The sequence below is a fragment of the Arthrobacter sp. CJL-S3 genome, assembly GCF_056711635.1.
In genome coordinates this window covers 1,301,058-1,323,705 of the sequence record NZ_CM160046.1, presented here as the reverse complement: position 1 = coordinate 1,323,705, position 22,648 = coordinate 1,301,058, and the positions used below count along the sequence as shown (strand labels likewise).

Annotated in this window: 10 protein-coding genes; all 10 read right to left on the bottom strand. The window is 70.4% G+C overall.

Going from position 1 to position 22,648, the window contains the following annotated elements:
- The 10 genes from AC06G6_RS05880 to AC06G6_RS05835 all read right to left on the bottom strand — a co-directional run bounded on the left by AC06G6_RS05880 (position 1) and on the right by AC06G6_RS05835 (position 22,570).
- On the bottom strand, positions 1 to 4,446 hold the full coding sequence (locus AC06G6_RS05880) for an FtsK/SpoIIIE domain-containing protein (RefSeq protein WP_479827245.1): 4,446 nt from the start codon (positions 4,444 to 4,446) through the stop codon (positions 1 to 3).
- Positions 4,443 to 5,204, bottom strand: a complete 762-nt coding sequence (locus AC06G6_RS05875; protein ID WP_479827242.1) for a hypothetical protein — start codon at positions 5,202 to 5,204, stop codon at positions 4,443 to 4,445. Before AC06G6_RS05875 ends, AC06G6_RS05880 begins: the two co-directional genes overlap by 4 nt.
- A 33-nt stretch (positions 5,205 to 5,237) precedes the next feature.
- Entirely contained in the window at positions 5,238 to 6,953 is a 1,716-nt protein-coding gene (locus AC06G6_RS05870; RefSeq protein WP_479827240.1) for a serine/threonine-protein kinase, read from the bottom strand.
- Positions 6,950 to 8,872: an FHA domain-containing protein gene (locus AC06G6_RS05865; RefSeq protein ID WP_479827238.1), complete on the bottom strand. Its 1,923-nt coding sequence runs from the start codon at positions 8,870 to 8,872 to the stop codon at positions 6,950 to 6,952. The genes AC06G6_RS05870 and AC06G6_RS05865 overlap by 4 nt, the downstream gene beginning before the upstream one ends.
- A complete protein-coding gene (locus AC06G6_RS05860; RefSeq protein WP_479827236.1) occupies positions 8,859 to 9,839 on the bottom strand; it encodes a PP2C family protein-serine/threonine phosphatase in 981 nt (326 codons plus the stop codon). The genes AC06G6_RS05865 and AC06G6_RS05860 overlap by 14 nt, the downstream gene beginning before the upstream one ends.
- Positions 9,836 to 11,383: an RDD family protein gene (locus tag AC06G6_RS05855; protein ID WP_479827234.1), complete on the bottom strand. Its 1,548-nt coding sequence runs from the start codon at positions 11,381 to 11,383 to the stop codon at positions 9,836 to 9,838. Before AC06G6_RS05855 ends, AC06G6_RS05860 begins: the two co-directional genes overlap by 4 nt.
- Positions 11,380 to 13,944 (bottom strand): transglutaminase-like domain-containing protein, encoded by a 2,565-nt coding sequence (locus AC06G6_RS05850; protein ID WP_479827232.1) that lies wholly within the window; start codon positions 13,942 to 13,944, stop codon positions 11,380 to 11,382. The genes AC06G6_RS05855 and AC06G6_RS05850 overlap by 4 nt, the downstream gene beginning before the upstream one ends.
- Complete coding sequence (locus AC06G6_RS05845) at positions 13,941 to 15,272, bottom strand: DUF58 domain-containing protein (protein ID WP_479827230.1); 1,332 nt, start codon at positions 15,270 to 15,272, stop codon at positions 13,941 to 13,943. Before AC06G6_RS05845 ends, AC06G6_RS05850 begins: the two co-directional genes overlap by 4 nt.
- Before the next feature lie 121 nt (positions 15,273 to 15,393).
- Positions 15,394 to 16,371, bottom strand: a complete 978-nt coding sequence (locus tag AC06G6_RS05840) for an AAA family ATPase (protein ID WP_307458886.1) — start codon at positions 16,369 to 16,371, stop codon at positions 15,394 to 15,396.
- Positions 16,372 to 16,507: 136 nt separating this feature from the next.
- The gene (locus tag AC06G6_RS05835) at positions 16,508 to 22,570 is read right to left on the bottom strand and encodes an Ig-like domain-containing protein (RefSeq protein ID WP_479828552.1); all 6,063 of its coding nucleotides are present in this window, start codon (positions 22,568 to 22,570) and stop codon (positions 16,508 to 16,510) included.
- Positions 22,571 to 22,648: the final 78 nt, after the last annotated feature.

Here is a 22,648-nt window from a genome sequence, read left to right as displayed (position 1 = left end):
TTAGTTCCGGTTTTCGGGCGGCAGAGCGACCTGGAGCTTGCGGACCTTGCCGCGGCCGACGATGTAGCCGCGGCCCGGGATGAAGTCCGTGCTGACCCGGCCCAGCGACGTGCTGAGCAGGCTGTCGCCCTCGATGTCGCCCGGGTTGAGCAGCAGGCCCCGGCGGCCGGACTTGAATGGCTGCGCGAGGGACCAGGCCGAGGACCAGGTGGAGGTCTCGGATTCGCCCACCACCCACTGTTCGGCCTTGATCGAGGCGGTGACGAGCCGTTCGATCCCGGATTCCGCGCCTGTGCCGGTGAAGTCGGTCAGCCCCTCGATGAAGATCGCGAGCTTGCCCGGCGTGCCGGTGGAGTAGTCCACCAGCTCATCGATGGCTGCCTCGACGTCGTCCGCGCCCACCACGGAGCGGTCCCAGAGCTTCAGTGACGCCGCGGCGGAGCGGCGGGCGCCGATGTACAGCAGTTCAACGCCGGGGTCGGAGCGGCGCAGCGCGTACGCCAGGGTCACCAGGGCCACGGTGCGGCCGGACCCGGGCGGGCCGGCCAGCAGCAGCGGGCCCTTGGCCAGGATCTCGGCGGGCTGGAGCGTCTCGTCGTCGACGCCGATCACCGGCAGGTCCGGGCTGCCGGCGGGCAGGATGTCGAGGTCGATCTGGTCCGGAAGGCGCTCGATCTGCGGGGCGCGTTCGACGCCCTGGCGCAGCATGGCCTCGGTGAGTTTGTGCACCTCGCGGGCCTGCACGGCCAGGTTGGAGTTGCCGCCGAGCACCGCGAGCTGCACCTCGAGATTGCCCAGCAGGCCGCGGCCCGGGGGCGAGGCCTGGCCCAGGACGTCCTTGGGCACATCCATCGACAGGTAGTCGTCCTCGGAGGAGAGGCGCAGCACGAGCCGGCGCTGGATCGAGGCCAGCAGCGACGCCGGCACGGAGTTGGGCCGGTCCCCGCTGACCACGAGGTGGATGCCCAGCGGGCGGCCGTCGGTGGCCAGCTGCAGGAAGATGTCCCACAGCGCGGAGAGCTTGCTGTATTCATAGGCCTCGCGGAACGCGGACATGCCGTCCACCAGCACGAAGATCCGTTTTTCCTCCGGCCGTTCCGCGAGGGTCCGGTACTCCACGATGGTCGACGCCCGGACTTCCGAATAGCGGGCCGCGCGGTCGTCGGCGAGGTCCCGGAGCCAGCGCAGCAGCCGGCCGACGCGTTCGACGTCGTCGCCGTTGATGATCTCGCCGACGTGCGGCAGCTCATCGAGCATCTTCAGCCCCGAGGAGCCGCAGTCGATGCCGTAGACGTTCACGGGCCCGCCGCGCGGGGTGACCGCCGCGGCGATGGCGATGCCGCGCAGGGCCGCGGACTTGCCCGAGCCGCCGGTGCCGTAGATGGCCATGTTGCCGTCCCGGTCCGGCTCGTAGAACACCGTCGGCTGGTCCTGGTGCGCCGGGTCGTCCGCGACCCCGAGGAGGAGCCGTTCGTCCGTGCGCGGGTTCGGCAGCCGGGAGAAGTCGTAGGTGGTGGCGAGTTCGTCCAGCCAGGGCTTGCGCGGCGGGTCGATGGAGAGCACGTCGGCGGCCCTGATGATGTTGGCCGTCATCCGGGCGATGTCGTTCAGGCCCGCCGCCTCTTCCTTCACCGGGGTCTCGGGCGCCGGGGCGGCCCAGGCCGGGCCGGAGCCGAAGGCCATCTCGACGATCTCGATCTGCGGGCGTTGCGGCTTCTCGGTGGTCCAGCCGCCGGCGTATCCGGTCTGGAAACCCTGGATCCTGCCGGGGCCGGTCTTCGCGGCGCCGCGTCCGGGAATGGACGGGTCGAAGTAGGCGGCCGTCGGCACGCCGAGGATGTCGATCGCGTCATCCACGTCGGCCATCCGCAGCGCCACGCGCAGGTTGGTGTTGGCGCGCAGGCTTTCCTTGATCACGCCGGCCGGGCGCTGGGTGGCCAGGATCAGGTGCAGGCCCAGGGAACGGCCGCGGGCGGCGACGTCCACCACACCGTCGACGAACTCCGGCACCTCGGTGGCGAGGGCGGCGAACTCGTCCACGATGATGATGAGGTACGGCGGCGCGTCCGGGTCCGCTTCGCGCTGAAGTTCCAGCAGGTCCTTGGCCTTCTTCCGGTTCAGCAGCCGTTCCCGGTGGTGCAGCTCGGCCCGCAGCGAGGTCAGCGCGCGGCGGACCAGGTGCGGGGAGAGGTCGGTGACCAGGCCCACGGTGTGCGGCAGGTGCAGGCAGTCCGCGAACGCGGCGCCGCCCTTGTAGTCGACGAAGAGGAAGCTCACGCGGTCCGGGCTGTAGGCCGCGGCCATGCCCATCACCCAGGACTGCAGGAACTCGGACTTGCCGGCGCCGGTGGTGCCGCCGACGAGGGCGTGCGGGCCCTCGTTCTTGAGGTCGAGGTAGAGAGGTTCGATGCCCTTGGAGCCGACCAGGGCCCGGAGTGTGCCGTTGTCCTTGCGGTTGGGCACGGCGGAGGCCCGGACCGAGTTGTTTTCGGTCCAGCGCTCGGCCACGGCCGCCGGGTTGTCCAGGAAGTCCTTGCCGATCAGGGTCGCGTAGGACACGGCACGCGGCAGGTCGGAGTCGTCCTCCAGCGGCTTGCCGACGTCGACGACGGGGGTCAGCATGCGGGCCAGCTGGGCGGCGAGGCCGGCGTCCAGGCTTTCGCAGCTCACCGGGAAGGTGTGCCGGCCGAGCCGGACCTGGCCGGTGGTGGTGCCGTGGTCGCCGTCGACGGCCATGAAGTCCCGGCAGGCGGCCGGCAGCTGCTGCACCGAGGACGCCACCCACATCACGTGCACGCCCGAGTCCGGGCCCCGCTCAAGGACCCGGGTAAGCCGGCCGCGGTCCACCGGGGCGTCGTCCTCGACGACGACCAGCACGGTGGGCAGCAGCGGTTCCGGAAGGTCCGTGCCGAGCGGGTCGACGCCGGGCCGCAGGGCCGGGCGCGGGCTCTGGGAGGCGGCCTCCCGCTGGTCGATCAGGTCTTCCAGCCGGGACAGCAGGGCCGAGCCGCCCGCGGGGCCGGCGGCGAGGTGGTCGCCGCTGAGCGGGCTGTGGCCGGAGCCGACGTGCGGGAGCCACTGCAGCCATTCCCAGCGTTCCTTCGACTGCGCCGAGGTGATGGCGGCCAGGACCACTTCCGCGGGCGAGTGCAGGCCGACGAGCTGCAGGACCATGCCGCGGGCCACGTCGTCGACGAGCCCCCGGGTCCCGGCGAGGCCGAAGGACCCGGCGGAGCGCAGCTGCGAGACGACCGGCACGCCTTCGATGTCCCGGAACTGCGCCATGCACTCCTGGATTTCGGCCATGTATTCGGCCTCGGTGTCGTTGCTGTTGGGCTCCTCGAACTGTATCCGCGAGGGCGACGTGCCCAGGCCGAAGCGCAGGCCCAGGAAGCCGGTGTGCTCGGGCCGGTGGGTCCAGAGCAGCGGGCCGAGCTTGTAGATCGAGTCGACGGTGTCGCTGACCGAGGGTGCTTCCTGCAGCCGGACGGAGCGTTCCACGTTCTGCAGCCGGGTGATGTCCGTCCGGAAGGCGGCCATGGACTCGCGGAACTGCTTGAGCTGTTCCTTTTTCTCCCGCTTGGCCTGCAGCTTCTGGTCCACGTAATGGCCCACGATGAACAGCGGCATCATCAGCATGAACACGACCGAGAGCACGTTCTGCGTGACGGCGAACAGGATGCCGCCCATCATCAGCGGCGCGAGCAGCATGATGTACGGGAACGCGTGGTGCTCCTGTCGTTTGGGCCCGGCCGGGAGCATCCGTTTCTGCAGCTCGAACCGGGGCACCACGCGCGGCGAGCGGTTGAAATCGATCAGCGGCGAGCTCGGGGCGGAACTGTGCCCGGTGCCGAGCGAGACCACCGAGACGGTGGTGTCGCCCAGGGCCACTGTGTCCGAGGAGTTCAGTGTGGCGCGGGTGACCGGCAGTCCGTCCATCAGCAGCCCGTTGGCCGAATTCGTGTCCACGATCTCGACCGTCTCGCCGACCGTGATGCGGGCGTGCCGCTTGGAGGTCAGCGGGTCCGTGAGCCGGATGTCGACGTCGCGGTCCCGGCCGATGTAGCTGGTGCCCGACGGCAGCGAGAATTCGCGTCCGACGTCGGGCCCGGACAGCACGCGCAGCGTCGCCGCCGCCGGTCCCCGGGTGGCGCCGGGCGTCGCGAACTGCTCACTGAGCTGGGTCAGGGAGACGATGGAGCCCGGCCGCAGCCCGGATTCGAGCAGGTTGTCCTTGCGGTCCAGGATGCTGCCCTTCATGCCGCCGGCGGCGAAGGCCTCCTCGATGCGAAGGGACAGGTTCGACGGCGGCGGGGTCCCCCGCCGTGCCGGATCGGCCGCCCAGAGCTGGGTGGCGATGTCCGCCACGGTGGCGAGCCCGTCAACGGTGACGGCGAGGTCTTTGGCCTCGGCCGGGTCGCGGCGCAGCGTCAGTCGGATTCTCACGCTTTGTCGGCTCCAGTCAGTTCTTCGGTGTGCTTTACAGCTGTCTGCTCTTCGGCGGTCTGCTCTGCGGTGTCGTGCTTTTCAAGCAGGTACAGGTCCGCGGGGGTCACCAGGTGTGAGGTGACGGCGTGTTCCACGAGCCGCGCGCGGCGGTTGGTGGCGAGTTTCCCGCCGCCGCCCCGCAGGCCGGCGACCCCCACCTTGTCGAGCTTGTCGCACACGTTGTCCAGCTTTCTGTTGAACCGGGTCAGGGCCCAGCCCAGGGTTTTGGCGGCGTCGGCCGAGGACGGGATGGCGCTGAAGCCGGTCCCTTCCCGGCGCAGCATGGGTTCGGCGAGGGCCACGATCAGGGCCTTCTGCGAGGTGGTGAAGAGCACGGGGCCGATCGTGGTGTCACCGCCGCTGTCCTCGTCGCGGGCTTGTTGCCGGAAGGCGGGGGTCCGCAGGTGGGCGGCGAACTCGTAGGTGGTGGGGCCCGCGGTGAAGATGACGTTGGTGTGGCTGAAGACCAGCGGAATCCGGGCGCCCGGAGAGAGCCACGCCTGCATCCCGCCGGAGGCATCGGCGATGGTCGCGGAGAGCATGCTGCCGACGTTGCTCAGCCACCAGATGCCGTCATAGCGGGCGATCTGCAGGAACTGCCGGTGCAGGTACGGGTTGTCGTCCACCTCGAGGTCGCCTTCGCGGCCGATGCTGAAGATGTCCTCGTCCGAGGGCTCATGCCACTCGCCGCAGAAATCTATTGCCAGATCCCCCATAATCCGTGCCTTCCTGGAAAGTCGTTGGTGCTGCTAATTCGGGACGCAGGCGATGGAATCCGGGCCCAGCGGCGAGGAAGCCCCGTCGCTGCGGACGATCATGACCTGGATGCAGCTGGGTTCGGCCGGGTTCGCCGCGATCTCCGCGGCGGGCCCGGCGGACGACTGGTACTCCCCTCCGCCCTTGAGCGTGTGGACCCGCCATTTGTAGCTGTCGCCGGTTTTCGGCTGCGGGTTGGTCCAGGTGAAGCTGACCTTCCCGGCCGGACCGGCCGCCCCGGCCAGCCCGGTGACGTCCGGCACGGTGCCGTTGTCCAGGGCGTCCGCGGGCGGTTTGCTGATCTGATCCGTGGCTTTCGGCGCCGGCTCGGGCCGGGTGGTGCCGGCCACGACCCCGAGGGCGACGGCGGCGACCAGGACGGTGCCGCCGACGATGGAGAGCAGCAGCTTGCGTCGGCCATGGCCGGCGGGCTGCTCCCCCGCATCCTCGTCGCCGTCGCCGGCGGGAGCCGCCGCGCTGGAACGGTTGACCGTGGCCGCCAGGTCGTCCTCGGGTGCGGAAGTCCGTTCGCCGGTCCGGCCGCCGGACGGGGCGCCTGCGGTCCCAGCGGCGCCGGGGGCAGCGAAGCCGGGCAGCGCCGGGCGCTGGACGGTCGAATCGTTGTAGGCGGTTGCCTTGTTGGGGGCGGTTGCGTTGTGGAAAGCGGCGGCGTTGTTGAAGGTCGTGGCGTTGTCGGGAGCGGAACCCGTGTCCGTGCCGGGAAACCTGGCCGGGAAGGTGGGAGCGTTGCCGGTGGCGTCCGGGTCGATCGCGGCGACGCTGCGGACCCTGGTTTCCTCGAAGCCGTCGTCCGGCTGGTTTTCCTCGGGGCGCGGCTCCTCCAGGACTTCGAACGACGTCACGGAGAGGTTCAGTTCGGCCTGGACCCGCTGCAGGGCAAGCGCGAAGGCGTGCGCCGAGGAGTAGCGGGAGGACGCGAACTTGGCCATCGCCGTCGAGAGCGCGAGTTCCAGGGATTCCGGCACGTCGGCGCGGCCCAGTTTCGGCACCGGCAGGTTGGTGATCCGTGAGATCAGCTCACGCTGGGAGTTGTCCGCCCCCGGCAGCACAAACGGGGACCGTCCGGCCAGCAGGGTGTACAGCGTGGCGCCGAGCGCCCAGACGTCCACCAGGACGCCGTCGACATGGTCGCCGGTGAACTGCTCCGGCGGGGACCAGGGGATGGACATGCCCGCGTCCTCGTCCGTGTCCCCGGCCAGGGTGCCCGAGATGCCGAAGTCCGTCAGGGCGGGCCGGTTGTAGTCCGTGACCAGGATGTTGGCGGGCTTGATGTCCCGGTGGGCGATCCCGGCCCGGTGGGCGGTCTCGACGGCGGACGCCACCTGGATGCCGATGGCCAGGACCTCGTCCACGCTGAAACGCTGCCGCCGGTAGCGGACGTCCAGGCTGGGCCGGGAGCAGTACTCCATGGCGAGGTAGGAATGCCCGGAGTCGGTGATCTCCGCTTCGAAGATCGTCACAATGTACGGGTGCGAGGACAGCTGCGCCATGAGGTTGGCTTCGGATTCGAAGCGGCGGCGGGCGCCCTCGGTTTTCAGGTCCGAGAGCAGCACCTTGACGGCCACCTTGCGGCGCGGCCGGTCCTGTTCGTAGAGATACACATCGGAGAAGCCGCCGGAGCCGAGCAGGCTGATATAGGTGAAGCCCGGGATGACTGGCGGCGGGGCTACGGGCCGTTTTGAGCTCACGGGATCTCCTCAAAGCGCAGCGAAATGCCGTCGCCGACTTCCGCGATGTCGCCGTCGAGCAGGATCGCCATCTCACCCTGGGCCAGCCGGCGCGGGGACTGGCCCTCGCGGACGAGCACGGTGCCGTTGGTGGCCTTGAGGTCGCACAGCATAACGTGCCAGCCTTCGAGCCGGACCTCCACATGCGAGCGGGAAATGTCCCCGCTCGGGCTCGCCACCTGGATCAGTTTGGGCATCACGGCGCCCTGGACGCGCGAGACCGAGGGCTGGCGGCCCACGATGAGCGACTGGTTAAGGTCGATCAGCTCGCCGGTGGACAGGCGCATCCGGCCCAGGCGGGGCCGCCGGACCTGGACGCCGTCACCGGGCAGCGGCTGGCCGCAGCGGCCGCACTGGGACTTGGTGGAGGGATTGGCGTGGCCCTGCGGACAGACACGGGCCAGCACCATGGGTCCGGTGGCCGGTTCGGTCGCCGGTCCGGCGGACGGGCGCTGGGCGCCGGCCGGCCGCGGGCCTGCCCCTGCGAGCTCGCTCTTCATGATCGTCTGGCCGTCATGGTCCGCATCCGCTTCGGGCTGCGGGGCAGGCGGTTGCCGAACAGGAAGTTGCAGGACAGGCGGCAGCGGGGCCGACGGCTGCAGCGCCGCGGAAGGCGCGGGCGCAGGGGCCAACGCGGGCGGGGGCGCCTGGGACGCCTCGGGCGCCTGGGACGCCTCGGGCCCCTGGGACCGTCGGTCGCCGCCGGTGTTCCAGGGGACGGAGTCGATCAGCCCGGTGGGCAGCGCCGGGCGCGGCGGCGCTGACAGTTCCGGCGCGGGGGCAAGGGCGGCTTCGGGTTCTGCGGCCTCCTGCGCGTCGGCCGGCTCAGGCTCCGCGCCGGCGGACGCGGTGCTTGCGGAGCCGGTGCTGATGGGGTCCGCGGCGGACTCGACGGCGGGTTCGGCGTCGGGGTCCTCGCGGACGGCGGCGTCTTCGATGTTCCGCATCACCGTCTGCTCCCAGAGGTGGTCGTAGCTGCCGGTGGGCTCCTGTTCGGCAGGTTCCGGTGCCGCGGCCGGCTGCTCCGCGGACGGTGCTGGTTCCCTCACGGCCGTTGCGGGTTCGGCGTCGTGCGCCGGTGCGGGTTCGGGTTCGAGTTCGGGTTCGGGTTCGGGTTCCGGTTCGGGGACTGGTTCCGGTTCACCGTGCAGGGTTCCGTCCAGCTCGAGGTCCTCATCGGGGAACTCCAGCACGGTCTCCGCGGAGGCGCCGTGCTCGCTGAGCTCGGCGGCGATGTCTGCTTCGGCGGCCGCGAGGACTTCGTCGTCCACCGCAGCATCGTCTGTCGCTGCTGCTTCGGCCGCTGCCCCGGCGTCCGCCGCAGCCGGATCGGCCACAACGGCAGCGGCCGCCGCGGCAGGGATCGAAGGGACCGCCGGCACGGCGGCACCGGTGAAGTCCACCCGCAGGCCTTGGAGCAGGACCACCCCGTCAGCCAGCGGCAGGTCCGCCGCGGCGCCGGAGGTCCGTGCGGCGCCGGAATTGCCTGAGGCGTCGGCAGCGGGGATGGTCAGGCTGAATCCGTTGGCCGCCGCGAAGCGCCGTTCCGCCCAGGTGGTGACCTCCCGGCCGCTCAGGTCCACCGGGCCGGAGGGCAGGTCCACGGTGAGGTCGATCTCGCCGCGCAGGAACACCTGGACGGGGCCGCGGCGTGCCACGATCGCGAACCACGGCAGCCGGGCGAGCGAACCGCCCGAGGCCGAGGAGACCGCGTCGAGCACCTCGTGTGCCTCGGGGCCGGTGGCCAGCAGCTCCCACAGTGAGTCCACCAGGGCCGGAGCGGTGTCCGGGCGCAGCAGCACCACGGTTCCGGAGCGCACCAGACCGAGCCAGCTGCCGGGAGTGTAACGCGCGGCAGCGGCGGGCTTACTTGCCATCATTCGGGTCCTTGCCCTGTCCTTCAGAAACCTGTCCTGCCGAATCCTGTCCTTCGGACACCGGTTCCCCGGCGGGCGTCAGGTCCAGGGCGTCGGTCCTTGGCAGGGTGTCCTCGTCCTCCGCCGCGGCGGCGCTGCGCGGCGCGGTCCGGGCGGCGCCGTCGTCGTTATTGACATTGGTGGCGTCCACGACGATGCAGGTGACATTGTCCCGGCCGCCGCTGCGCAGGGCCGCCTGGATGAGTTCATCCACGGCCGCCTGCGGGTCCGTCCGGGAGCGCAGGATATTGGAGATGTGCTCGTCGTCGAGTTCGCCGTTGAGCCCGTCGGAGCAGACCAGGATCCTGTCCCCCTCCTCGATGGGCAGCAGCCAGTAGTCGGCCTCGATCTCGTCGCCGGTGCCCAGGGCCCGGGTCACCACGTGGCGGCGCGGGTGCACGGCGGCCTGCGCCTGGCTGATCTGTCCGGCGTCCACGAGTTCCTGGACCTCGGAGTGGTCCACGCTGACCTGCTTGAGCTTTCCCTGGCTGAGCCGGTAGGTCCGGGAGTCGCCGATGTTGAGGACGAGCCAGTACGGGACCCCCATCTGCTCCACCACCACAACGCCGGACAGCGTGGTCCCGGCGCGGGCGCCCGTTGCCTCGCGGATGCTTTCGTCGGCCATCAGCAGGTACTCCTGCACGACGCCGGCGGTCGCGTCCCGCCCTCCGCTGGCCAGCTGCGGGATCCGGGCGAGTGTGCGGACGCAGATGCCGCTGGCAATCTCCCCTGCCTCGTGCCCGCCCATGCCGTCCGCGACAGCGAAGACGGGATCGGCGGCAATGAAGGAATCCTCGTTCATCTCGCGGCGCAGGCCGCGGTCCGTGCCGTAGCCGGCGTTCAGCCGCAGGCCCGGGGGGCTGTCCGGTGCCGGCCCGGGGGCAGCGTCGGAATTGGCTGGGGTGGGAACGGCGGCCGGCTGGGGAATCATGCCTGTCCTAGGTAGAAGGAGCGGTCACCGAAGTGCACGGTGGACCCGGGGCGGACGTGGGTGGGCTCCCCCGCCGCGAGGGCGGTACGGATACCGTCCGGGGTGGTGACGGAGCTGCCGTTGGTGGAGTCGCGGTCGGTGACCCAGATCCCCCCGCTTCCGGCGAGCAGGTGCAGGTGGGTCTTGGAAATGGAACGGCCTGGATCGGCGACCGGGACCAACTGCGCGGTGTCCTCCCCGGGGTGTCCGGCGGGGTTCCGGCCGATCAGCACGGTGCGGTCCAGCTCGATGTCGCGGCCGTCGTCCAGCCGGATCCGGAGCATCGCCACGGTGACCGGGGCGTGGGTGTCGCCCCGGACCTGGGTGCGGTCGTGGTCGTCGTCGGGGTGTGTGCCCGGCTGAAAGGCCGCGGCGGGCGGCGCGAACGAGGCGGCGTGGGGAACCGGCGGCTGTCCGGGCCGGTGTTCGACGGCGGGCGCGGGCGCCGCGGGCGGCTGCCACTGGTTGGGATCGTGCACCGCCGGAGCCGCCGGCGCAACCTGCGCAACCGGCGCAACCGTGGCGGCGGCAGCGGCGGCGGCAGGGGCGGCGGCTGCGGCGGCCGATCCCGCCGCCAGCGGCGACAGGACCTGCTGCACCGGGGGGAGGTCCATCGGCGCGAAGCTGTAGGGGCCCTGGATGCCGCCGGTGGTGATCGGATTGCGTCCGGCTTTGACGTCGAAGACGAGGGTCTTGGCGGCGGTGTCGTGCCAGCCGCGGAGGCGGCCGTTGCGGTCCCACGTGTTGGAGAGCACCACCAGGACAGCCCAGGCCGCACCCAGGAACAGGAGCGGTCCCAGCACCAGGAGGGCGACGCCGAACCACTGGAAGATCACAACCGCGGCGGCAGCGGCCACGGCGAGCAGCACGCCGGCGCCGGTGATGAGGCCGCGGAGGAACACCGCTCCCCCGCCCGGGGCGAAGCCGTCGGCATCCGTGCTGCGGATGCCCATCAGCCGGTTGCCGGGGGTCGCGCCGGAACGGGCCTCGAGTGTGGCGGCAACGGCCGTGTAGACCAGGGCGAGGCCCGCGCCGACACCGCCGAACAGCACCAGGGACGAGGTGTCGTAGACGATGAAGCCCCCGCTTTGCCTCCTGGTGACTCCGGCGAAACCGATCGCCAGCAGGATGGCCAGGATGGTGACCGGCGGCAGCCAGTCCAGCACGGCGGCCCCCAGCCGCTTTCCGGCAGCGGCAGGAACCAGTTCAAGCTTGTTCGGCATGGCCGGTCCTCCCCCTGGTCCGCGGCCCGTGGCTGGGCCCTGCGTTACCGGGATACTACCGGGGATCAGGCCGGGGTGCCCGGCGGCGGGGTTCCGGGCGTCCGCGGCGCCGGGACCCGGCGGGTGGATCTCCTGCGGGTCCCGGGCCGCGGGAAGCTCCCGCACGTTGCGGACGTTCCGCGCGGAACGGTTGCTCAGTGGCGTCCCGCAGGAGGTGCAGAAAGCGGCCCCGCGGCGGAGCGGCTGCTGGCAGCGCGGGCAGAGCTCGGCGTGGTCGGTCATGGCTTGGTGCGGTTCTTCCTGGCGGTCTGGCTAGCGTCGGCCGGGGTGCCGGCAGCATCAAGGCGGGCCGCCGGCGGCGGACCGGACTCCACTGTACCGGCAGGGTTTTCCGGACCGGCAGGCGCCGCGCGCTTCCGGCCGGGATGTCCGGTCCGGCCCGGCTGGAGGCCCCGCAGTGTGAGCGCGGCCCGGCCGTCGGCCAGCAGGGAGCGCGGCGAGAACCGGGCCCGCTGCCGGCCCCAGAAGCCAAGCGTTCCGGTCATTTCCTTGAGCGAGCCGTCCACGGTCTCCCAGTACTGCCGCACCTGGTCCTCGCTCGGCTGGCCGGCGCCGAAGATCGCCGCATCGGCCCGGTGGGCGAGCAGCGTGGTGGTTCCGCCGGCGGCCGGGAACGCACCGGCGAGCACGACGGCGGACTCGCGCCGGGTGGCGCGGCTGTCCACCCCGGCGCCGAGGTCCGTCGCGAGGCTGACGACTTCGTTCCAGCCGCCGCCGACGCGCTGCGCCGGCGGGCCCTCGCTGAAGCGGGCCTTCCGGCGCCGGGACTTGAGCAGGGCGATCAGCAGCAGCGGCAGCGCCAGGATCGCGATCGGGATGAGCGCCAGGCCGACAGCCGTGAGGAGGGGGCCCCAGAAGAGCCAAGGGTTGTTCTTCTTCTCGTCGGCATCGAGTGCATCCGGTGAGGAGTCGGGCGGAAGGTCCGCGGGCTCCTGCGGCGGCGGCGGCGGTTGCAGCACCTGCGGCTTGGGCTTGGACTTGTTCTCCGGATCCGGCGGGATCGGCACATTGTCCTTCGGCGGCGTGGGATCGAAGGACACCCAGCCCACGCGGTCGAAGGCGACCTCGACCCAGGCGTGAACGTCCTTGCCGGTGATCTTGACCTCGCCGGCGCCGTTTTCCGGGCTCTTGGGATCCGGGTAGAAACCCATCACCACGCGGGAGGGGATGCCGAGGTGGCGCAGCATGAGCGACATCGCCACGGCGTACTGCTCGTCGTCGCCCAGCATCTGTTTGGCGGTGAGCAGGCTCCGGACGCGGTTGGCGCCATGGCCGGACACGCTGGGCAGCTGGCCGTCGGCGATCAGGCCGTTGCTGAAGGCGCCCTTTTTCTGGAAGTGCGCCTCGATCTGGCGCACCCGGTCAATGGCGGTGGGGGCATCGGCGGCGAGGTCGTTCGCCTGGGACCCGACGACGGGAGGCACCTCGGCGGGGTCCGGGAGGGACATCGGCGCGAAGCCGTACTGCGTCAGCTGACCGTGCTCCAGGGTGGCGGGATCGGCCACCTGGACGCGGTAGGCATCGCCCTTCGCCAGGCCCTTGGTGGTCACGGCCGTGTCCGTGCCGGCGTTGAAATACAGGCCGGACGCGGCGCCGGAGCCGTCGCGGGCGAAGCTGATGCCGGTGGTCTTGCGGCCGCCGGGCAGGAAGTAGCCCTGGTAGTCCTCGATCGTGATGTCCAGGGTGTAGTTGTTGCTGGGCACAATCCCGGTGGAGTCGGCCAGGGTGTTGAGGGATTTCGCGTCGCCCACCTTGCTGAAGCTGCCGGAGCCGTTCGGATCCATGTTGTAGTTGGTGCCGTTGAAGGAGTCGAGCGCGGCCAGGCGCACCCGGGCATCCCTGGGCAGGCCCTTGACGACGAAGAGGTTGTCGTCCTTTTTGTCCTTGACGAAGTTGCGGAAGCTCGCCAGCGGCGTCACGTAGTCCTTGGGGTCGAACGGCGGGACGATCGTGTTGCGCAGCACGCGGCGGTCGTCGCTGGCGGTGACCAGCGGGGACGCGACGGCGGTGACCGCCACGGCGACGGCGATCACCGCGGCGGCGGTGCCCAGCCGGCGGAGCGTGGCCGCCCGGGCGGTGGCCTCGTCCGTCTCCAGCCGGTTGACGGAGACCTTGCGGGTGTCGCTGCGGCGGAGCGCGTCGCGGCGGAACGTGGCCCAGGCGATCGCGACGACGGTGAGTGAGATGCCGCGTTCCACCGTAAGGAACCCGGCGTTTGTGCTGAAGGCGATGCCGGTGACGAACAGGACCAGCACCGGCAGCAGCGGCCAGTACGGGCTCTTGAGCCGCCAGATCAGCAGCCCGGCGGCCAGTGCGGTGAGGAGCGAGCTCAGGAACGGCACAATCAGGGTGCCGCCGGCGGTGCCGACCGGCACCCCGACGGTGAGCATGTCCTTCCAGGCGAACACCACGCCGAGCAGCAGGGTGCGCAGCGAATCGACGGTGGGCAGCACCGCGGCGAAAGAGGCCTCCGGGACGGCCAGGGCGGTGCCGAAGACGAGGTACACGCCAAGGGTCAGGGCAGCGGTGATCAGGAGTCCGAGCCGGAAGTGCACCGCGGCCGCCGCCAGGGCCAGGCCCAGCAGGATGCCGCCGAAACCAGCGACCAGGTAGTAGGGGTCGCCGCCGAAGCTGAGGCTGAAGCCGAGCACGCCCAGGCCGAGCAACACGGTGAGGGCACCGGCGTCGAGCCCGAGGTGCCAGAGCGGCTGGCCGCCGGTGAAGCCGGAACGCTTCGCAGCTGCCGCCCGGTTGCGGGAGCGGAGCGGGGTTGCGGTGCTCATGCTGCCGCCTTCCTCAGCACGATGGCCAGGTCCGAGAGGTCGCCGAGGGTCAGCACGGTCAGGTCCCCGATGGCGGCCCGGGCCGGGGCGGCACCGGACTGGAGCCGGACGGCGAGGGTGCGCACGCCCAGGGGCACCGCGGCCGAGGCGGAGCGCAGCTGGGTGGCGGTGACGTTGCTGCCCACGATCAGGAAGACCACGGAGGCGTTGGGCACGGTGTCCGCAAGGCTCCGGGCGAGGTCGACGGCGGTCTTGCGCTGCGGCGCGCCGACGATCCGTGTCATGTCATCGAGCATGTTGCGGCCGGTTTCGCAGCGCAGCGGGCCCTTCTGGGTGAGCACATCGAGGTTACGCTGTTCGCGGATGGCCTGCCGCCCGATCGAGGCGGCGGCGGAGATGGCTAGTTCGAACTCCTCTTCGGAGGCGTATTCGTCCGTGTGGATGGACAGCGAAATGGCGAGGTGCGCGCGGCGGGTTTCCTCGAACTGGCGGACCATGAGCTTGTTGGTGCGGGCCGTGGTCTTCCAGTGGATGTGCCGCCGGTCGTCGCCGGGCACGTAGTCGCGCAACGCGTGGAAGGACACGTCGGCGCTGGACAGGTCCGTGGTGGGCATGCCCTCGAGGTCGCGGATGAATCCGGCGGCCGAGCCGGCCAGCGCCGTGGTTTTGGGGTGCACGAACAGGTCCTCGGGTTCGGTCCAGAGCACTTGGCGGCGCAGCAGGTGCAGCGGGTCGGCGCGGACCGAACGGACCGGACCGACCACAATCACGGCGCGGCGCGCGGTGGGGATGGTGAACAGGTCCTCGTGGACCTGCCCGGGTTTCATCCGGGGCAGGTGGAACACCGCCGTGGCGGCCCCGACCGGGAGTTCCAGGTCCGCGGCCAGCAGTGGACGGGCGGAGGTGTTGGAGACCGCAAGACTGCCGACGGCGCTGTCCCCCACCGCCACCCGCGTCCGCGCCAGATCCAGGACGACACCGTAGGAGGAGCGGCCCAGGATGAAGCCGACGGCGAGCACGAACAGGACGAACGCGGCGATCGCTGCCGCCTTGGCCTCCTGCCAGCCGAACGCCTGGCCGACGGTCCAGAGCAGGATCGAGGCGGCCAGCACGAACCAGCCCAGCAGGCTCACCACGGACAGGACCGGCCACACGTAGCGCAGCCACAGCGCGCGGACGGCGCGCCAGGCCGGGGCGAGGGCCAGGCCTGCCGTGCTTCCCGCCTCGGTCCAGAGGGAGCCGGGATGCAGCCGGGTAGGCCTGCCGTCCCGGTGGAAGGGCCGTTGCAGGCGTTCAGCAAGCCGGGTCAGCGGAGTGCTGGAGGACATATGGGTGCCTTTGTTCGTGCTGGGTGTTCGGGGTGCCGGTGTGGCAGGCGGTGCTGCCGGGCGGTGCTGCCGGGCGGCCTGCTAGCCGGTGCCAGGAGACCCGGTGCTGGGAGACAAGGTGCTAGGAGACAAGGGCGGCACGCTGCTGCGGCGCGGCGACCGCGGCGAGGACGCGCGTCAGCACCGCCTCGGGGGTGGCACCGGAGAATTCGGCTTCCGGGTCCATCACGAAGCGGTGGGTCCAGACGACGGCGGCCAGGTCCTTGACATCGTCCGGCAGCACGAAGTTGCGTCCCTGGCTGGCGGCCCAGACCTTGGCGGCGCGGACCATGGCGAGGGCGCCACGGACGGAGACGCCGAGGCGGGTTTCCGGGGCGTTGCGGGTCTCCTCGCACAGCCGGGCGATGTATTCGAGCACGGCGGTGTCCACATGCGTCGTGGCGGCGAGGTCGGCCATGTCCGCGATCGCCTGGGTGGTGATGACCGGTGTGAGGACCTTGGAACGGTCCTTGAGGTTGGCGCCGCCGAGCAGCTGCACCGTGGAGGCGTGGTCCGGGTAGCCGATGGAGGTCTTGATCAGGAAGCGGTCCAGCTGGGCCTCGGGCAGCCGGTAGGTGCCGGCCTGCTCGATCGGATTCTGGGTCGCCATCACCATGAACGGCCGGCCGGCCTCGTAGGTGGTGCCGTCCACCGTGACGCGGGATTCCTCCATGACCTCCAGCAGTGCCGACTGGGTCTTCGGCGAGGCGCGGTTGATTTCGTCGGCGAGGACGATGTTGTTGAAAATCGGCCCCTTGTGGAACTCGAACTTCTGCGTCTTCTGGTCGTAGATGGTCACACCGGTGACGTCCGAGGGCAGCAGGTCCGGGGTGAACTGGATGCGGTTGTTGGAGCCCTGGACGGTGGCCGCGAGGGCCCGCGCCAGCATGGTCTTGCCAGTGCCCGGGGCGTCCTCAAAGAGGACATGCCCCTCGGCGAGCATCGCGGTGAAGGTCAGCCGGATGACGTGGGTCTTGCCCAGGACGGCCTGGCCCACGTTGGCGACGAGCTTCTCGAAGGTGCCGGAAAACCATTCGGCCTGTTCGGTGGTCATGGTCATGGGGTGGTCCTCTTCTGGTCTGGGTGATTCTGTGCTGGATGAATCTGTACTGGGTGAATCTGTTCTGGGTGAACTTGCTGGGTGTGCCGCCGGCGGGGGGGCCCGCTGTCTCCGGGAGTCAGTCTCGGTGCCCGCATCAGCAGCCGCCCGGCCGGGTGCCATAAAGATCCACGGTGGTGGACTTGACGAACCAGCCCGGGTGGCTGCCTTCGGTGACACGGAACCAGGGGGTTCCGTTGCCGTAGATGTCCTTGGTGCAGTTGATGGTGAGCCTGCCTTCGGACCGTTCGACCCAGCCGACGCCGCACGACGGCCCGCTCGGATTGTAGGTGTCCGGTTCGCCGGGTTTGCCGGGGCACGTGCTGTTGTGCGCCTGGATCTGGGACGTCGGAACCGGCGGCGGCGGCTCCGCACCGCTGCGGGAGGTGTCGCTGCCGATCCGTCCGGGCTGGCCGCCGCTGACGGCACGGACGCGCAGCGTCTTGGTCTCGCTGTAGCCGGCACCGGTGGAGAAGGAGCGCTGGTCGGTGGTGACCCAGCCGCCGCCGTCGAGGCTGTACTGGTAGCCGGTGACGGGACGCCCGTTGCCGTTGGGCTGGGTCCAGGTCCAGGAGACGGACTTGTCGCCCTGGGGCTTGCTCGCTCCGGTCACGGCCGGCGCGAAGGCGAGTCCGTAGGGATTCACCGACGCTGAGGCGGGGCTGGCGTCGCCGGTGCTGGAGCTGCGCGAGGAGACCGCCCAGACCACCACGGCGGTGGCGGTCCCGTTGGGGGCGGCCACCACCCCGCCGCCGGCCGGGATGTTGCCGCTGCCGGCGCCGGAGGTGAGCTTGTATTTGTAGGTGATTTCACCGGCGCTGGAGCCGTTGCGCTGCTCGGCGGTGAGGGCGGTGAAGCGGACGTCGATCTTGCCGCCGTCGCCGCCGGTATCCACCAGGGTCGCCGACGGCTGGCTGACCATCGCCGGTTTGCCCACGGCGCGCACGGCGGCGGACTGGGCGCTTGTTCCGGAGGTGCCGGCCTTGTTCGTGCCGGACACGGTGAAGGTGTAGCCCGCCTCCGAGTTGTCCACGGTCACGTTCTGGGTGGTGCCGGATACCTTCTGGGTTGCCACGGCGGCCCCGCCGCGCAGGGTGGTGAGCGTGTAGCTGGAGATGGCGTCGCCGTTGCTGTTCGGGGCCGTCCAGTTCACCTTGAGCTGGCTCTGGCTGCCCACCGAGCCCGCCGCCGTCGCGTTCGGTGCCGCCGGGGTGGCGGGCACCCCGGCGGGGATTTCCGCCGCCGAGTAGGCGCTCCATTCGGAGGGTTCCTTGGCGTCATTGCGGGCCAGGACGCGCACCTTGTAGGCCACGCCGTTCTTGAGGCCCTTCCAGACGTAGCTCACCGAGCTCAGGTTCTGGATCTGGGCGTTCTGCCCGGCCGGTGCCGGGGAGATTTCCAGGTCGTAGGACTTGACGGGCGAGCCCTTGGACGCCGGGGCCGCCCACGTGACCGTCAGCTGGGTGTCGCCGAACTTCACGGCCGGCGCGGCCGGGGTGTCCGGCTTGACGTCCGGGCGCACCTCGGCCGAGGCCGGGGACCGCTCGGATTCGCCCAGGGCGTTGGTGGCCGTGACCTGGAAGTGGTACTTGGAGTTGTTGGCCAGCCCGGTGAGGGTGCAGGAGTTGGCCGGGCAGTCCTGGCGGTAGCCGCCCTCGCCGTAGACCGTGTACCGGGTGATGGCCGAACCGCGGTCGGCAGAGGCCGCCCAGTTCAGCAGGGCGGTGCTGTCCCCCACGCTCCCGGCCTGCGGCGTGGTCGGCGCCAGCGGCTTGTCCTTGACCGTCAGCCGGATCCGGGCCGTCGCGTAGCGGGACGCTTCCCCGGTCTTGTCCGCCACGGTGTAGGCCACGATCATGGTTCCGGAGAACCCGTCGGCCGGTGTCACGGTCACGGTGTCCCCGGTGACGGCGGCGGAGCCCTGGCCGGTTTCGGTCGAGGCCGAGACGATCTTCAGCGCCGTCTCGGGGAACGGGTTGGCGTCGTTGTCCAGCACGCGCACGGTGACGGGTTTGCCGGCGGCGGCGTTGGCTTCGGCGTCGTCGTTGGCCACGGGCTTGGGCCGGTTGGAGGCGGTGACGGTCAGCTGGTAGGTCGCGGTGGCTTCGAGCCCGCGGGGGTCCGTGGCCTTGACCTGGACCGCTCCCGTGGCTCCGGCGGCGGTGCCGTCCTTGGCGGAGGACTTCAGGGACGTGCCGTCGATGCTGGCGTCGAATCCTGCCGGGACGCCGCCCGCCAATTCGTACTTCATCCGGTCCACGTCGCCGTCGTCCGGGTCGGTGGTCAGTCTGGCGAGGTCGGTGGTGGTGGAGTCCGCCTTGGGGACCTCCACCGGGCTGCCCAGCAGCACCGGCGGGTTGTTCCGGTTGGGGTCCGGGAGCACCTTGGTGCGGATGCTGAGGGTTGACTTCAGTCCGGCCGGGTCGTCCGGGCCGGAGCCGTCGGTGACTTCGAAGCTGAGCGAGCCGGGGCCCACATAGTCCTGGCCGGCGGTGTATTTCAGGGCGGTGCCGTTGCCGGCGACGGGGTCTGACCCGTCGGCGCCGATCAGTTTGATCCGGTCGGTCTGGGTCAGGCGCGGCGAGCGTCCCTCGCGGACCTTGACCCATTCCTTGAGATCCACGGTGACGGACTGCCCGGCGACGAGTTCAATCACCTCGTCCTTGGCCAGGGTGGGGACCTGCTGGCCGACACCCGGAACCCAGATGATGGCGGTGGATTTCTGGCCGTCGAGGTCCTCGACCGTGTACGGGATGAGCTGCGGCTGTTCGGTCAGTTCCACGATCATGGTGCCCTCGGCGCCGGGCCGGGCGGTTTTGGCGTCGGTGGCGATCTTGAGGTTCTCGCCCACGCCGTCGGGGTCCTCGTCGTTTTTCAGGACGGGGACGTCGACGGCGGTCTTGCCGAGGGTCTGGGCGGAGGTCACCCGGTCATCGCGTGCGATCGGGGCCTGCAACGGCACGTCCTGCTGCACCTTGACGGCGATGGCGGCCTGCGCCGTGGCGCCGCGGTCATCCGCCACGGAGTAGCGCACGTTGACGGTGCCTTCCTCGCCCGGGGCCAGCAGGATGATGCGGGAAGACTGCTTGCTGACGGTGGCCTGCAGTTCCGGGGCTGCTTCGATTCCGTCGCTGAGGAGCCGGATCGGGTCGCCGTCGGGGTCGGTGTCGTTGCCGGTGGCGTCCACGGCGATCTGCCGTCCGGGGCGGACCTTGACCTCGTCGTCCACCGGGGTGGGCAACTGGTTCGTGTCCCCGCGCGGGGCGATGCCCACAGTCACGGTGCCAGTGTTGACGGCGCCCTGCCGGTCGACGACCTTGTAGCGGAACGTGTCCGTGCCGGCGCCGTCGCCGGCTGCCGTGAAGTCGATGAAGTTGCTGCCCACGGTGGCGGTGCCCATCGCCGGGGTGCTGTCGATCCCGGTCAGCTGGACGGAGTCACCGTCGGGGTCGATCCCGTCGAGCTCCACCGGAATCCGCACGGACCCGGCCGCGACAACACGGGCGGTGAGGTTCTTCGGCTGCGGGCGGGAGTTTTCCGCCCCCTCCAGCGGCAGGATGTGGATGGTGACGGCCGCGGCGCTCTTCTGGCCCTGCGGGTCGACGGCGTTGTAGATCGCCCGAACGGTCCTGGGTTCCGCCCCGGCGATGAAGCGGAGGGTGTTTTCGGAGACGAAGCTCTTCCCGTCCGTTTCGGGGACGGGTTGCGGCAGGACGGGATCCACGCTGAGCTTCTCGCCCTGGGGGTGGGTATCGTTGGCCAGCACCGGGATGGTGACGACGTCGTTGACCCGCACGTTCACCTCGTCCGGTTTGGGCTGCGGGGCCTCGACGACGGCGGGAGCCGGGACTGGAACGACGGAGACGCTGCCGGTGGCCGATTTGGTGCCGTTGGACATGGTGTAGCGGAAGGTGAACGGGTCCTTGGTGCCGATGACGTCGGTGATCCGCAGGACGCTGTGGTCGATCACGCTGACCGAGGCGGTCGCGTTCTCGGGCAGCTGGACGGACTGCAGCACCAGCACGCCGCCGGACGGGTCCGAGTCGTTGGCCAGCGGATCCAGGAGCACGCTGCCGCCGACGGGCATCAGGGCGACGTCGTGGACGGCCACGGGGTTGCCGGCGTCCTTGCCGGATTCGACGTCCACCCGGATCAGGCCCTGGCTGCTTTGCGGGCCGTTGCTGGCGATGTACGTCAGGTAGATGGGGCCGGGCGTGCTGCTGCGGAAGGTGAAGGTTCCGCCGTCGGTCACGGGACCCAGTTCGGCGGTGCCGGCGGCTTCGACCTGGGCCAGGCGCAGCGCGCCGCCGTTGGGGTCGACGTCGTTCTTGAGCGGCGCGATCACGAGGTCCTGGCCGACGACGGCGGTGACGTGGTCGGCGTTGACCACCGGCTGCAGGGCTCCCGGAGGCTGGACGTTCACGGTCACCTTGCCGGTGCTGGTGGCGCGGCCGTCCCAGACGGTCACGGTGACGGACTTCTTCCCCGGCGCGGCGCCGGAGTCCTGGTAGGTGAGCAGGCCGTCGCGGCGGACCTTGACCTGGTCCTGGTCGTTGTCGGCCTTGGCCTCCATCAGCACGAGGTCGTCGCCGTCGGGGTCGGTCCAGTCGGTGAGGATGTTCTGGCTGACGGTTTTGCCCTGCTCCACCAGCATGGTGGTGGGCTCGCCGCGTTTGAACAGGGGAGGTGTGTTCTCGTCGGGGCCGACGACGTTCAGCGTGACACTTCCGGCGGCGGAGAGGCCGCGGCCGTCGGCGGCGTTGTAGCCAAAGGTTTCGGTGCCCGGCTTCGCGTCGGCCGGGACGGTGATCTGGAAGGCGGTGCCGCCGTAGATGTTCTCCAGGCTGCCGGATGCCGGGCCGTTGTCGCCCACGGAGGCGGTGAGGACGTCGCCGTCGGGGTCCGAATCGTTGTCCAGCACGGACAGGATGGTGGTGCGGCCCGGGCGGACGCCGAAGCTGTCCGGCTTGGCCTCGGGGGCGCTGTTGGGTTTGGTGCGGTCCGGCAGGACGTTGACGGTATTGGTGTCCGCCGACTCCTGGTCCTGGTCATCGGACTGGTTCTTGGGCGGGATGACGTCGTCCCAGTTGTTGACCAGCTGCATGTTCTGGTTCACCAGCCAGACATTGCCGGAATTCACATCATTGAGGACCACCAGGTCCCGGTTCACCCGGAACGCATAACTTGGCGAGGCGCTGGCCTTGGGCACATCCACCGTCTTGTCATCGGCATCATTGACACACTCACGGACATACTTGTTCGCCCCCGACCACGCCGCATGCACACACCCGGCCAACTGCACCGGCGCCGCCGGCACACCCTGCCCGCCGAACGTCACCGTCTTCGCCGTCGAACCATCCAGCGGCTGATGCAGCAGCGCCTTCGGCGTCGCGACCGCCACCGCGTCCGCCGCCGGACCCGAGAGCTGCAGCTTCGCATCCCGCGCCTCCGCCAACGCCAGCTCACGCCCGCCCGGCAGGAACAACTTCCCCCGCCCCGCATCCAGCACCACCGGCTGGTCCCCCACCACCGCCAGCTGCAGATCCCCGGCACCCCTGAGCCCGTCCCACGAACTCACCGTCGAATCCGTGACCGCACCCCCGGCATCCACAGCCGTCACCGTGACCTGCCCGGACTTCGGATCCGCACTGTAAATCCGGTCATCGGCCCCGACCGCCGACACCGTCCCGGCCGAGCCCGTCAAGACCGGCTCCGAACTCTCCGCATCAAACCCATTCACCGTCGAGGGCGAGAGCGCCCACACCGTGCCCTTCGCCGCATCCGTCACCGACATGACCTTTGACCCGAAACTCACCGCCGCGGACCCCGGCAACTTCTTATCCCCACCCAAACGCATGTTCGCCGCCGACACCTGGTTCAACGTCGAACCCGCACTGTCATCCACAAACACCGTCCCGGCATCCTGCAACACATCAAACGTCGTACTCGCCGGCGTCACCGCCCCATCCAAAACCCGCGACGGATAATTCAACCGCCCCACCGCATTCTTGGACTTCGACACCACCCACACCCCACCATCGTTCAACTCCACCTCAGTGGTCTTAAACCCCGGATAAATGACGGCAGCCGTGACCAGCACCGCGGCAGCGGAGATGGAGGCGGTGACGGCGATGAACTTGTTGCGCCGCTTGTGTGACACCGGATGAGCAGAGCCCGGCTTCCTGGACCCCAGCGTGGCGAAAAGACGTGTCACAGCTTCAGATTTCCTTCAGAACGG